At 43.1% G+C, this 13425-nt stretch carries 12 protein-coding genes; 4 read left to right on the top strand and 8 right to left on the bottom strand.

The window, feature by feature from the left end; genetic code table 11:
* Positions 1–63: 63 nt before the first annotated feature.
* The 3 genes from rsmA to A5867_RS06560 are packed head-to-tail and all read right to left on the bottom strand — an operon-like array spanning position 64 to position 2283.
* Positions 64–951, bottom strand: coding sequence for a 16S rRNA (adenine(1518)-N(6)/adenine(1519)-N(6))-dimethyltransferase RsmA (gene rsmA / locus A5867_RS06570; RefSeq protein ID WP_005225536.1), 888 nt, complete (start codon positions 949–951; stop codon positions 64–66).
* Positions 948–1520, bottom strand: a complete 573-nt coding sequence (gene rnmV / locus A5867_RS06565) for a ribonuclease M5 (RefSeq protein ID WP_016608225.1) — start codon at positions 1518–1520, stop codon at positions 948–950. Before rnmV ends, rsmA begins: the two co-directional genes overlap by 4 nt.
* The gene (locus A5867_RS06560) at positions 1513–2283 is read right to left on the bottom strand and encodes a TatD family hydrolase (protein WP_005225534.1); all 771 of its coding nucleotides are present in this window, start codon (positions 2281–2283) and stop codon (positions 1513–1515) included. The genes rnmV and A5867_RS06560 overlap by 8 nt, the downstream gene beginning before the upstream one ends.
* Positions 2284–2468: 185 nt before the next feature.
* Between A5867_RS06560 and A5867_RS06555 the strand changes: the two genes are divergently transcribed.
* The 3 genes from A5867_RS06555 to A5867_RS17920 all read left to right on the top strand — a co-directional run bounded on the left by A5867_RS06555 (position 2469) and on the right by A5867_RS17920 (position 4528).
* Entirely contained in the window at positions 2469–3185 is a 717-nt protein-coding gene (locus A5867_RS06555; protein WP_087627168.1) for a hypothetical protein, read from the top strand.
* Positions 3186–3359: 174 nt separating this feature from the next.
* Complete coding sequence (locus tag A5867_RS06550; protein WP_015509322.1) at positions 3360–4220, top strand: metallophosphoesterase; 861 nt, start codon at positions 3360–3362, stop codon at positions 4218–4220.
* A gap of 134 nt (positions 4221–4354) precedes the next feature.
* Entirely contained in the window at positions 4355–4528 is a 174-nt protein-coding gene (locus tag A5867_RS17920) for a hypothetical protein (protein ID WP_170927507.1), read from the top strand.
* Positions 4529–4557: 29 nt separating this feature from the next.
* Here A5867_RS17920 and A5867_RS18285 read toward each other — a convergent pair whose 3' ends face one another.
* Together A5867_RS18285 and A5867_RS06540 are read right to left on the bottom strand one after the other, a co-directional pair.
* Positions 4558–6315: a metal ABC transporter permease subunit gene (locus A5867_RS18285; RefSeq protein ID WP_087627167.1), complete on the bottom strand. Its 1758-nt coding sequence runs from the start codon at positions 6313–6315 to the stop codon at positions 4558–4560.
* 1 nt (position 6316) lies between these two features.
* Positions 6317–7039 carry a metal ABC transporter ATP-binding protein gene (locus tag A5867_RS06540; protein ID WP_081116599.1) on the bottom strand — a complete coding sequence of 241 codons (723 nt, stop codon included), beginning with the start codon at positions 7037–7039 and terminating at the stop codon, positions 6317–6319.
* 573 nt (positions 7040–7612) lie between these two features.
* On the opposite strand from A5867_RS06540, the gene A5867_RS06530 reads away from it, so the two are divergent.
* Positions 7613–9127, top strand: coding sequence for a flavocytochrome c (locus A5867_RS06530; protein WP_010747793.1), 1515 nt, complete (start codon positions 7613–7615; stop codon positions 9125–9127).
* Between the two features lie 83 nt (positions 9128–9210).
* On the opposite strand, the gene A5867_RS06525 is transcribed toward A5867_RS06530, so the two are convergent.
* Genes A5867_RS06525 through A5867_RS06515 form a run of 3 tightly spaced genes read right to left on the bottom strand, consistent with a single transcriptional unit; the run spans position 9211 to position 13378 of the window.
* A complete protein-coding gene (locus A5867_RS06525) occupies positions 9211–11277 on the bottom strand; it encodes a beta-galactosidase (RefSeq protein WP_087627165.1) in 2067 nt (688 codons plus the stop codon).
* Positions 11278–11286: 9 nt separating this feature from the next.
* Positions 11287–12141 (bottom strand): sugar ABC transporter permease, encoded by an 855-nt coding sequence (locus A5867_RS06520; protein WP_081116596.1) that lies wholly within the window; start codon positions 12139–12141, stop codon positions 11287–11289.
* Position 12142: 1 nt separating this feature from the next.
* Positions 12143–13378, bottom strand: a complete 1236-nt coding sequence (locus A5867_RS06515) for a sugar ABC transporter permease (RefSeq protein WP_087628164.1) — start codon at positions 13376–13378, stop codon at positions 12143–12145.
* Positions 13379–13425 lie beyond the last annotated feature (47 nt).

The raw sequence follows: 13425 nt of genomic DNA, 5'->3' as shown, positions 1-13425 counted from the left end.
TATTTCCACGAGGTGTCAAGACACAAAAAACGAATGTTTATTCAACATCCGTTTATATTGAAGTTATCCTTTACGCGCTTGCATTTCATTGCTTAATTTGGCAAATTCCGCTAACGACAGCGTTTCTCCACGTCGTTTCGGATCGATCCCACTTGCTTCTAAGCTGTCTGCCAACCACTGTTTGGTTGTTTCATCTTTTCCATAGCTATTTTGCAAATTGTTCCAAAGGGTTTTACGACGCAGCTGAAAGGCTGCTTTCGTTAATTTGAAAAACTCTTTTTCATCGGTGACTGCGACTGCTGGTTGTGATCGACGCGTCAATTTCAAAATAGCCGAATCAACATTCGGTTGGGGCACAAAAACGGTTTTCGGGACGATGAATGCCAGTTTTGCTTCCATGTAGTATTGCACAGCGATCGACAACGAGCCATAGGCTTTAGTCCCGGGAACTGCTGAGATTCGATCTGCCACTTCTTTTTGCATCATCACGACCATTTCATCTACTTTTACCTGAGACTCTAAAAAGTGCATCATAATTGGCGTAGTGATGTAGTAAGGCAAATTTGCGACAACTTTTAATGAAGCAGCCGTATCGCTGAATGCTGACTGAATGGTCGTTGCCAGATCTGCTTGCAAGACATCTTGATGAATGATTTTCACATTTTGATATGGCTGCATTGTGTCGGCTAACACTGGGATCAACCGATCATCAATTTCAAACGCCAACACTTGCTTGGCATGTTTTGCCAACTGTTCGGTCAGCGCACCGATTCCAGGACCAACCTCAATGACGTTTGTCGTCTCGTCGATGCCTGCAGTTTCTACGATTTTCCGTAAAATATTCGGTTCTGTTAAGAAGTTTTGCCCTAAACTTTTTTTAAAGGTAAAGCCATGTTTCGCTAAAATCTCTTTGGTTCTTGAGGGGGTTGCTATATCCCGTTCTTCCTTCACAATTCTTCCTCCACTATTTTCATTGCTTCTGCCAACTCTGCATCGGTGATACGAAACATTGTCAGCCGCTTCTCTAATTGTTTGCCGTTCGTATAGCCGATGCGTAAAAGATCCCCCAACCGCTCTCGTTTCTCTTTCGCTCCAGCCCCTGCGATCAAGCCATACGCTAACAACTGTTGCCGATCAATGGTCCCCTCACTGACTTCATTTGAAGCAATCGGGGTTACGACTTTTCGCAAGGCTTCTTTCAACGCTTCATGGCTGGCGTGTTCCACGCCTAAACTGCCCTTGCTTTTCGGTGCTGCCTGACTGCGCGGTAAAAAGGCATGCTTGGCATCAGGAACGACTTCCATAATGATTTTGCGAATCTTTTCTCCCGAAAAATCGGGATCGGTAAACACGATAACCCCTCGTGTCTCTTGGGCGTGCTCGATTTGATCAAGGATCGTGTCATCGATCGCCGAACCGATCGTCTCGATGGTATCTACATCGAACACTTCTTGCAATCGGCGGGTGTCGTCTTTGCCTTCGACAACAATGATTTCTTCGATTTTCGGTTTATTAGTCATTGATCCTAAACAAGCGATGGGCATTTTTTGTCGTGTAGGCCGCAACATCAGCCACCGCTTCTTGCCGCAGCTCCGCGATTTTATCCACTACATAATGAGTATAGCCCGGTTCATTGCGCTTGCCACGATAAGGAACAGGGGCTAAATAAGGCGCGTCAGTCTCAACGAGTAGCCGATCTTGTGGCACGACTTGCGCAGCTTCTTGTACCTCCGTCGCCTTTTTGAAGGTCACGACACCACTAAAGGAAATATACATTCCTAGGTCCAAGAACTTTTTCGCCCATTCGCCGTCCCCACTAAAGCTGTGCATGATGCCGCCGATCGTTTGGACTTTTTCATCCTTTAAAATCGCATAGGTATCTTCTAAGGCTTCACGGGTATGAATACTGATAGGCAGCTGATGTTCACGGGCGATCGCCATTTGCCGACGAAAGACCTTTTCTTGAACTTCCTTCGGATCTTCCATCCAGTGATAGTCTAAACCGATTTCACCTAGGGCAACGACTTTTGGTTGTTCCAAGCGCTCTTGCAAATAGGTTTCCACTTGTGGGGTATAAGAACCAGCTTCGGTTGGATGCCAACCGATAATACTGTAAATGCCAGGATATTCTTTGCTTAATGCTAACGATTTTTCAATCGTTGGCTGATCGAAACCGACGACCGCCATCTCCGTTACTCCTAGTTCTTGCGCACGGGCGACCGTTTCGGGAATGTCTTCGTTAAACTGTTCTGCATTCAAATGTGTATGAGAATCAAAAATCATGAAATCTCCTCCTTATTCCTTCTATACTCTAGCATATTTTGACGGTTTAAGAAACGAATCCTCTTCGCTTTTTTCATCAGTTTAAGAAAACTTTCAGCAAGCAAAAAAAATCCGCCCAAAGTTGGAGGACGCCGAAGCTGATTTTCTCTATACTGAGGGTAACGAAATTGTATGGAGGTGGAAATATGGAACGATCAAAAATTGATCCCGGCCGCTTTTTTTCTGGCCAAAAAGCAGCAACGAAAGGTACGTTAAAACATCAATATCATTACTATCGGCAGCAAAATGCCCATCAAGCATTCAACAGCGATTTTCAGCGAAATTTCCAGCATGATTTCCCGAATTTTGCTACCTGGCTAAAATTGCAGCAACAGACACCACAAAAGAATCAAACAACGACTTTTTCTCACTGGTTATTGGTTGGTTTCTTCGGACTTTTGACAGCAGCAAACTTTACGCAACAGCTCTTATTCCTACTTTTTATCTTTGTCTTAGCCGCTCTCGTCAAAGGACCTGGCATGATCGTATGGGGCATCGTGTATTCCTTCATAGTTAGTCTGTTCCCGCCATTGGGTATCGTTCTTTCTGGCTTATTTTTCTTACTGACCCTGCGTCAATTAACCAAAAATGTCACTTTCGTTTTGACTGCATTGTACTTTTACGGCTATCCCTTTGTCATCACAGCCCTCCAACACTTTACGAATTGGAACCCGCAATGGCTGTGGGTCGGCAGTATCGGTTTTGCCTTGATCAGTGGCCATTTTGTCTTAAAGCAAAACTATGCCTTTGCTTCAAGTAAAAGTCTCGCATGGGCGATCATCTCCGTCCCTTATGATTGTGTCATGGCTTTGATCCCCGTCAAACACAAAGCACGCTTTAAACGTTTGGTGAAAATCAAATAATTGCGATCTAGGATACAAAAGATCGGCTATTGCCGCCCCTTTTGTATCTTTTTTTCATGGAAGAAACAAACGAAATACGATGGATATTTTTTGTTATTTTTGCTTTCGCATGATTGCTTTTTTTGTAAGAATCTACTATGCTAGAAACTAGCAAATCAAAAAAGGAGCCACGCCATGTACACCCTCATTCTTATTGCATTCCTCCTTACGGGCTTGCTAGTTTACTCCTTTATTATTGAACCGCATCTTCTCAAACAACGGCACTACCTCATAAAAAAAGACAAGCGCACCGTCTTAGATATTTCAAAGGCTTACGATCTTTATCAAGCAGAAAGCAATCTCGTGATCGCCCATATCAGCGACCTTCATTTTTCTCGTTGGTACAAACCACGGCGAATGAATCGCATCATTCGATCAACGATCCAAAACAAGCCGGATCTGATCATCATCACGGGGGATCTGATCGATAATTATAAAAAATGGCCGCATCGTTCAACCAAGCGACTGATCGAAAAGCTGAAAAAATTGCAAGCGCCTCTGGGTAAGATCGCAGTTATGGGGAACCATGACCATTTGAATGACGGGCATTACTTTGTTAAGGAAATATACCAGCATGCAGGGTTTACCTTACTTGATAATGAGTCGGTTTTTGGTTCTGATGACAAGACGTCGATGAATATTGTCGGTATCGATATAGAAAGTCCGAAAGTCAGTTTTACCTATGAAGCAACCTTAGCAGAATGGCAGCTGCTTTTGCTCCATGAACCCGATTATGTTTCTCGGATCACCAATCTGCCAAACTACGACTTGATTCTTTCTGGCCATAGCCATGGCGGGCAGATTCGCTTGCCTTTTTATTATGCGAAAACAAAGGGCGCGTTGAAATATACCGATGGGCTCTACCTTTTAGGAAATGAGACCTTATTGAGTGTTTCCAGTGGGGTCGGTATGACCAAGATTCCCGCCCGACTCGGCGTCCCGCCAGAGATCCTTTATTACCATTTAGAACCGCAACAGCAATTGAACGTTTCTTAACTGTTCATCGTTGTAATTGGGAAAAAATCAGCAAATCGTTTCAGCAAACGTTCGATTCGCTGATTTTCTTTTTGCCCCTATCGTGTTAAAATATACCAAATAAATACTTTTAAACAATTAGGAGGAACCAAAAAATGGTCATCTCAGGAACACTCTGGTTTTTAAACGCCTTCTTTGCTTATACAGCCTATGTTTACGGTCAGGGGTTGTACTTTCCTGTCATCGCATTTCTTGCTGCCTTGATGGGCTGCGGATTTTATCTCTTTGCTTTTCTCCAGCACAAAAATACGACGAAAAAACATCCTTAGCCAGAACGAGCTAAGGATGCTTTTTTGCTTTATTGATTCAAGCCTTGATAAATCGTCTCGAGATTCCACTTCATCATGTTATAGTAGCTGTCGCCTTCTTCTCCCGGTTCTGCAATCGAATCGGTAAAGACGGTTCCGAAAATCGGAATGCCCGCATCACGAGAAACACTTTGCATTGGACGAGTATTGACGCTGCTTTCAACAAACAAGGAAGCGACGGCTGAGTTTTGCAGCTGATCCACTAAGTTTTTGATTTGCGCAGGGGTACCTTCTTCTTCGGTATTGATTTCCCAAATATAGGCAGACGGTACACCATAGGCTTTGGAGAAGTATTTGAAGGCTCCCTCACTGGTGACGATCAATTTCTTCTCTCTAGGAATCGATTGGAAGTTTTCCTTCGCTTGCTGATCCAGTTCTTCTAATGAAGCCAAGTAGCGTTCAAGGTTTTCTTCATAGAAAGAGCGATTGTCAGGGTCCTTTTCGCTCAGGCGTTGAGCGATGTTACGGGCATAGATCATACCGTTTTCTAGATTTAACCAGGCATGAGGATCGGCTTTGCTGTGGTCTTCATCATCAGAAAGATAAAGCACATCCACGCCATCACTGACGGCAAAGTAATCTTCATTTTCTACCTTATTGGCATTGTTCATCAATTTGGTAAACCAGCCATTGCCGCCAGTTTCTAGATTCAAGCCGTTGTAAAGGATAAGATCGGCATCGGTCGCTTTTCGAACATCTTCCACTAAAGGTTCATATTCATGGGGATCACGCCCCACTGGTACGATACTGTGAAGATCGATTCGATCACCGGCAATGTTTTCCGTAATATCAGCAATGATCGAATTGGTCGCTACTACTGAAAGTTTCCCTTCTGTTTGGGCCATCTGTCCGTTTTGCTGTGCCAAAAAGAAGCCACCAGCTACAGCTGCCGTTGCTAAAACCGCCGTCGCTGACCAGCGTTTGACTGGACTGGTCTTTTGTTTTGGTGAGAACAAGAAACCGATCACGAAAAAGGCTCCTGCGGTCAAAACGATACTTGATCCTGCGGCAATATTAAAGCTGTACCCGATAAACAAGCCGATAAATGAGGCGAAACCACCTAAAACCCCTGCGATGACCATCATATGCTTCAATTGTTTTGTATAAAGATAAGCCGTTGCTGCTGGAGTGACTAACAGAGCCACGATCAAGATCGTTCCGACGCTTTGCATCGCTGTCACTGAAACCAAAGTCAACAAGAACATCAATAAATAGTGATAGGCTTGCACTTTCATCCCAAAGGCCTTTGCCATCATCGGATCAAAAGACGTGATCAACAGTGGACGGAAGAAGAGGATGATCACTGCCAGCACAAGGATAGCGATAGCGATCGTCAGCCATTTGTCGCTGTCTTGCACCGCTAGCACATTCCCAAACAAAATGTGAAACAAATCAGTCGAACTATTTGCTACTCCAATCAAGATAACCCCTAAAGCTAGAAACGAACTAAAGGTGATACCGATCGCCGTATCGCTTTTGATCAGGCTGTTATTGGCGATATAGGTAATGATCATGGAAGCCAAGATCCCAAAGAAGATCGCCCCGACAAAAAAATGAACGCCGAAGATATAAGACAAGGCTACCCCTGGTAAGACCGCATGAGAGATTGCATCCCCCATCAAGGACATCCCTCGTAAGATAATAAAACAACCGATCACCCCTGCCACGATCCCGATCGCGACTGCCGTGATCAAGGCATTTTGCAAGAAATGATAGTTACTTAAACTCGTAAAAAAGCTTGTCAACATGTTAAACGCCTCCTTTCACGATGATCGCATCGCCAAATGTTTGCTTCAAATTGCTCTCGGTAAAGACTTCACTGACTGGTCCCGCAGCGATCAGGGTTTGATTGAGCAGAACCAAGAAATCAAAGTATTCGGTGATTTTCCCCAGATCATGGTGAACGATAAAAATCGTCTTGCCAGCATCTCGCAAGTTACGCAACAGGCCGACGATGATCGCTTCACTGGTGGCATCGATCCCTACAAAGGGCTCATCGAGGAAAATATAGTTGGCATCTTGCACCAACGTTCGAGCAATCAAGACCCGCTGAAACTGCCCGCCGGACAATTCCCCAATCTGACGTTCCGCAAAGGATTCCATTTCTACCGCTGCCAGAGCGGCTGTCACTTTCTGCCAATCGTTTGCCGACATCCTTTGGAACATGCGCATCTTAGGATACAAGCCTAAAGATACGACTTCTTTGACTGTGATTGGAAACGTGTAATCAACCGCGGTCTTTTGTTCGACATAGGCAATTTCCTTTTGAAAGTCTTTTAACGCTTTTTTGTCGACACTCATGTTCCCACTGGAAGGGATCAATTTCAACGCCGCTTTGATCAGCGTCGACTTCCCTGCCCCATTTGGACCAATGATCCCTACGATCGACGGTTTTTCTACTTGAAACGACAAATCCGAGATCACTTGATGATCGCCATCATAGGCTGCGGATATTTCTGAAAAAGTAATCATTATTTTCACTCCATTTCCATAGTTAAGGATAGTTTATTTATTTTTTAGGTAGACCTAACTTATTTTTATTATACTAGAAAGGATTTGTTTTGCAAGACAGTTCTCTTGATTTTTTTAAGAAACACCACAGTTTCTTGGCAATGACTCTTGAAAACTAAGGTTCTATCTTTATTTATTGAGTAAAAATTGGTGCCCACAAACACGGATACCATCAATTTCTTTCTATCTTTTGATCGCAAAGCATTTGATTTATTCTTAATAAAAGAGATCATTCCTCGGCACCTCAGTGACGTACGTTTTTTCAATAACAGAAGAGAGGCGAATCAAAGCCTCTTTGCTTTCTCCCTTCATGATTAATACCAAACAAATCAAAGAATCAATAATTCTTCTATTTCCATAAATTCACGAATTCACTCTTTTTTATGATGACCAAGAAACCCTTTCACCTCGACTAAAACGCTTTATAAATTAAACTTTTCTAATTATTATGTGATTTTTCGAACAAAAGCTAAAAATAACATGACAACTATGTTAGTCTTTGATTTGGAAAAAGTTTTAGGAGGAATAAAAACAATGAAGAAAATTTTCCAAACACTATTAGTCCTAACCTCGTTAGCAACTTTGAGTGCTTGTGGCGCTGATTCACAAACAAGCAGCAGCTCAAGTACTGGTTCATCTGCTAATGAAGAAACAGATGCAACTTCCGCTGCATCTGGTCAAGAATACACAGACCCTAGCGAACTTGCAGACAGCTACGATGTCGTGATCGTCGGTGCAGGTGGCGCTGGAATGGCCGCTGCGATCCAAGCAAAAGAAGCTGGCGCAAACCCAGTTATTTTAGAAAAAATGCCAATTTCTGGTGGGAATACATTGAAATCTTCAGCAGGAATGAACGCTTCAGAAACCAAATTCCAAGAAGCAGAAGGCATCGAAGATTCAAACGATCTATTTTATGAAGAAACATTAGCTGGCGGTCACAACACCAATGATGAAGAATTGTTGCGCTACTTTGTGGATCATTCAGCAGAAGCGATCGATTGGTTAGATTCCATGGGTATCACTTTAGACAACTTAACAACGACTGGCGGGATGAGTGAAAAAAGAACGCACCGTCCATCGGATGGTTCTGCTGTTGGGGAATACTTAGTTGATGGCTTGATGCGCAACATCCATGAATTGGAAATCCCAATTTTTGTGAATGCCGATGTCAAAGAAATCAATGAAGAAGATGGTCAAGTCAACGGGGTGACCGTTGAAGTAGAAGGAACCGAACAAACCATTGATGCCAAAGCAGTTGTCGTTACAACAGGCGGTTTCGGTGCCAATTTCGACATGATCACCGAATACAAACCAGAATTGGCAGACTACGTGACAACGAACCAAGAGGGTTCGACTGGTGATGGGATCAAAATGATCGAAGCATTAGGTGGACAAACGGTTGATTTAGAGCAAATCCAAATCCACCCAACAGTGGATCAGTCTAAATCACTGTTAATCACTGAAGCTGTCCGTGGAGAAGGCGCGATCTTGGTCAATCAAGAAGGCGAACGGTTCTTCAATGAAATGGAAACACGAGACAAAGTCTCTGAAGCGATCATTGCCCTACCTGAAAAATCAGCAACGTTAGTTTTTGATGCAGGTGTCAAAGAACGCGTGACAGCCATTGATTTTTACGAGCAACAAGGGTTAGTCAAATCCGCTGACACGATCGAAGAATTAGCAAAAGAATTGGACATGCCTGAAGCAGCGCTTGCTGAAACGATCGCTACCTGGAACAGCAGTGTAGCTGCTGGTGAAGACGAAGCCTTTGGACGCAGCACAGCAATGGACAACGATTTGTCAACAGGACCTTACTATGCTATTGCCATCGCTCCTGGTATCCACCACACGATGGGCGGCGTGAAGATCAACACCAACACAGAAGTGATCGCTACGGATAACGAGATCATTCCAGGTCTTTTTGCAGCTGGTGAAGTAACTGGTGGGTTGCATGGTGAAAACCGAATTGGCGGTAATGCCGTTGCCGATATCATCATCTTCGGACGCCAAGCAGGAACAAAAGCTGCCGAATTTGCGCAAGAAAATTAAAACACTCTCTATAAAAAAGAAGTACTTACGTTTTTTTCATCAACGTAAGTACTTCTTTTTTCATATAATTGACACAATAGTCTTTATTGATCTGGTGCTGTCACTTTGATAATCTGCACCTCATAAGGCGCCAACTGAAGCTTTTGGTTTGTCGTTTTTCCAGTAAGCAAATCGATTCCTGTAGTTGCTACCTCTACTTCTTGATTTTCTTCGGAAAAATTCATCACAAAATAATAGGTGGTCGGAGCGAGCTGCTCTTGCTGACTTTCTCTACTTTGGATCGACACGTTCGTTGAACCTTGACGGACCCACTCATTTTGTATGCGAAGCTGTTGTGTTACTTCTTGATAGAAGTCTTCCAAAAAGGCTTGATCCGTCCGTCCCCCAAGATAGTAGGCACTTCCTTCACCATAATCATTTACGGTCACTGCAGCTTGACCTTGATAAAAATCAGCACCGTAGACCCCTAACGTTTGGGCAGTGTTTGTTTGAACAACACTACAATAATCATGAATTTGGTACTGCTGCTCCTTCATTAAAAGCAGATTTTTTTGTTTCGGATATAACGTATCGATTTCTTTCACAGACACACCAAACAGTTCTTCTAACTCTTGAGGCCAGCCCCCTAAATAGGTCAAGTCCGTTTCATTCACGATCCCCGTCAAATAAGTGGAAACCAGCGTCCCGCCATTTTTCGTATACTGTTGAAACTTTTTCATAGTTTCTTTTGGTAAAAGGTAAAGCATCGGAGCGATGATCAATTGGTAAGAGTCAAAGTCATGGTCTTTCGTGATGACATCAACCGCGATGTCATGATCCCAAAAATAGCGATAATGCTCTTGCAACGTTTGTGGGTAGCGTTTGCTCTCCAAACCAAAACCTTGCGCATCATTGAGCGCCCAATTGTTATCCCAATCATAGATGATCGCCACTTTGGCTTTTTTGTGCAATCCTTTGATTTCTTTGATTTCTTCTAAGGCTTTTCCCACTTCTGCTACATCTTGAAAAACACGATTCTGTTCGTCGTTGTCATGGTCCACGACGGCCCCATGGAACTTCTCAGATGAGCCTCGAGATTTTCGCCATTGGAAATAAAGATTACTATCTGAACCGTGAGCAATAAATTGCATAGAAGACAACAGATGCATCCCGGGGCGTTTCGTGCGATTGACTGGATGCCAATTCACACCACTAGGGGTTGATTCCATGATCAAAAAGGGTTGCTTTTTCAAGCTACGGTACTGATCATTGATAAACCCAACCTTACTTGCCAAATCAGCGGTCGTTCCCCAATCATTATGCCAAGCAGGATAACAATCCCAACTAATGACATCTACATGCTGGGCAAATTTTCCATAATCAAGGCTATAAAAGGGAATCAAATCTCGGGTATCTGCCATGAAATTCGTTGTGATCGGTACATCTGGAGACAAACGACGAATGTCTTTGATCTCATGTTCATAGAAATCAATGGTCTGATCGGTCACAAAACGATGCCAGTCTAGATTTAGTCCATGAACTTGCATTTCGCCGATCGGTGAAGGAGATTCGATTTGCGACCAATCGGTGATGGTATGACTCCAGAAAGGTCCCCACCAGGCCTCATTCAAGGCTGCTAATGTTTGGTACTTCTGCTTGACCCACTGACGAAAGTTTTCTTGGCAAATGGGACAATGACAATCTCCAGAATACTCATTGGAAATATGCCACATCAATAGTGCTGGGTGATCGTGGTAGCGTTCAGCTAATTTCCGATTGATGATCGCCACTTTCTCACGATAGATCGGTGAAGAAAAGCAGTGATTGTGACGCCCGCCGTGTAACATTTTTTCCCGTTTTTCATTGGTCCGTAGAACTTCAGGGTATGCTTTAGACAACCAGGCAGGACGCGCGCCGCTTGGCGTCGCTAAAATGACGTTGCTGTTTCGTTCGGCGAGCTCATCCATGATTTTGTCTAACCATTCAAATTGAAACACCCCTTCTGCTGGCTCTAAGGCACTCCAAGCAAAAATACCAAGGGAAAATGTATTAGCATGAGCTTTTTCCATTAGTTCTAAATCTTTGGCTAAGATCTCGGGATAATTTAGCCACTGGTCAGGATTATAATCCCCACCATGTAAAAAGCGTTCTTCTAAGTTATATCTTGTCATCTTCTCTTCCTATCCTTTTGTGCCACCAGCGGTCAAACCGGAGACAAAATGTTTTTGTAATGCAATAAAGACGAGCGCGATCGGAATACTGATCAAAATAGCCCCTGCCGCAAAAGTTGTATAGCTGGCTCCCATTTTATCCGTGACTAATTTGTATAACCCGATGGGTAATGTATAGTACTCAGGATTACGTAAAATCACAGAAGACAGGGCAAAGTCTCCAAGTGGTCCAGTAAAGCCATTCATGGCAACGACTGCCAGCATTGGTCGTGATAAAGGAATCAAAATTTGCCAGAATATTCGCGTATTGCTTGCGCCATCTATCTTGGCACTCTCGTCTAAATCTAACGGGATCGAGTCAAAATACCCTTTCAATAAGTACGTGTTCATGGGAATCTGGCCCCCAACGTAAATCAAGATCAGCAACCAATGGCTATTGATCAAGCCGAGCATTTGCGCCAATACAAAAATTGCGATCAAGGCAGAGAACTGCGGGATCATTTGTAGGAGTAAGAACAGCATCAACCCATTTTTACGGCCTGCAAAACGAAATCGTGAAAAGGAATACGCCGTCATGGAGACAAAAATCAGTGACAAGAACATGGTGCATACACTGATTTTTAATGAATTCAAATACCATTGACTATAATAAAGCGAGTTGTCACCAGCAAACAATTTCGTGTAGTGACTTAATGTCGGACTCGTCGGAATCAAACTCGTACTTACTAAACTGTTCCCAGGATTAAAACTAGCACCGATCGTCCAAAGTAAAGGGTAGACGATCACTACTACCGTAAAAATCAGTACGAGATACGTCAAGGATAGGCGGACAAATTTTTGTTTCTTCATACTTGCTGCCTTCATGTTATCCAACCTCCTTGAATGAATTTGTTCGGCGGAATTGCCATAAAGCAATCGCAATCACGACGATCGATAAGAGAATCGTCAACGCTGCTGCCAGTGCATATTGACTATTTTGCATCGTTAGCTTATAGATCCACGAAACCAAAATATCGGTACCACCAGCGGTCGAACCAGGAACTGCTGGTCCACCAGAATTAAACAGATAAATAATATTGAAATTGTTGAAGTTAAACGTATATTGCGTAATCAAAATCGGTGCCATTGCATAAAGCAGTAATGGCAATGTGATTCGGCGAAATTTTTGTAAAGCTGAAGCACCATCGATGGTCGCCGCCTCATACAAATCATCAGGAATGGATTGCAGCGTCCCTGTAGTCACGATAAAAATATACGGAAAGCCTAGCCAGCCTTGAATCAGTAGCAAAGCTAAGCGGGTCCAATTCGCACTCGTTAGCCAAGGAATCGGTGAAATCTGGAAGAAATTCAAAATCGTATTATTGATCGCACCAAAGGAATCATTGAACATTCCTGAAAATACCAAGATCGTAACAAATCCCGGAACTGCCCATGGGAGGATCAAAATTGTTCGAAAGAACTTTTTGAATCGTAGTTCTTTTTGATGCACCAGCACCGCTAAAAATATTCCGATAGAAACTTGTAACGTTGAGGCGATCAAGGTCCAGATAACTGTCCAGCCTAGAACATTGAAGAAGGTACTACGCCAAATATCGACAGTAAAAATCTTCTTAAAGGTCTCTAATCCCACCCAATCTGCTAAATTGGCAGGTGCAGAATGATACAGATCATAGTTCGTAAAAGCTAACGCGATACTAAAGAGAATCGGAAAAATAACAGAAAACACGAGTAAGAAAAATGCTGGGCTACTCATTAAATAAGGATAGCCTTCTCTTAATAGTGCCTGGTAGCTTTCACGGATAGAGTTGACTGGTAGCTCATTGTCTCTTAATTCGCCGTTTTTATAGGCATCACGGATGTTTAAATAATAGAACAACAGACCAAAACCGATGACGATCAAGGCAACTAATCCTTCTGCTAATAAAAAGATGGAATTGTCTCTCGGCACTTCCACGCCTAATGTCACGATGCCCCAAAGTCCCATATTAAATAAATCTTTAAAGACGACAAGATACATAGCAAAAAAGAAGAAAAATAAAGCGCCTTTGATTTTTTGCCGATTATAAAATTGACCGAATCCTGGTATTATCGAGAATAGCATTGCTCGTTTTGCATACGACTGTGTGTTTTTCACATTTTCGCCCCCTG

The sequence above is a fragment of the Enterococcus sp. 6D12_DIV0197 genome (assembly GCF_002174385.1).
Classification (GTDB): Bacteria; Bacillota; Bacilli; order Lactobacillales; family Enterococcaceae; genus Enterococcus_D; species Enterococcus_D casseliflavus.
This window is presented reverse-complemented; position numbering and strand designations above follow the sequence as displayed.

Bases quoted from the DNA above. Each gene is read 5' to 3' on its own strand.
- rnmV (WP_016608225.1), bottom strand. From the start codon at position 1,520: ATGACTAATAAACCGAAAATCGAAGAAATCATTGTTGTCGAAGGCAAA.
- A5867_RS06560 (WP_005225534.1), bottom strand. From the start codon at position 2,283: ATGATTTTTGATTCTCATACACATTTGAATGCAGAACAGTTTAACGAA.
- A5867_RS06555 (WP_087627168.1), top strand. From the start codon at position 2,469: ATGGAACGATCAAAAATTGATCCCGGCCGCTTTTTTTCTGGCCAAAAA.
- A5867_RS06550 (WP_015509322.1), top strand. From the start codon at position 3,360: ATGTACACCCTCATTCTTATTGCATTCCTCCTTACGGGCTTGCTAGTT.
- A5867_RS17920 (WP_170927507.1), top strand. From the start codon at position 4,355: ATGGTCATCTCAGGAACACTCTGGTTTTTAAACGCCTTCTTTGCTTAT.
- A5867_RS18285 (WP_087627167.1), bottom strand. From the start codon at position 6,315: ATGTTGACAAGCTTTTTTACGAGTTTAAGTAACTATCATTTCTTGCAA.
- A5867_RS06540 (WP_081116599.1), bottom strand. From the start codon at position 7,039: ATGATTACTTTTTCAGAAATATCCGCAGCCTATGATGGCGATCATCAA.
- A5867_RS06530 (WP_010747793.1), top strand. From the start codon at position 7,613: ATGAAGAAAATTTTCCAAACACTATTAGTCCTAACCTCGTTAGCAACT.
- A5867_RS06525 (WP_087627165.1), bottom strand. From the start codon at position 11,277: ATGACAAGATATAACTTAGAAGAACGCTTTTTACATGGTGGGGATTAT.
- A5867_RS06520 (WP_081116596.1), bottom strand. From the start codon at position 12,141: ATGAAGGCAGCAAGTATGAAGAAACAAAAATTTGTCCGCCTATCCTTG.
- A5867_RS06515 (WP_087628164.1), bottom strand. From the start codon at position 13,378: ATGCTATTCTCGATAATACCAGGATTCGGTCAATTTTATAATCGGCAA.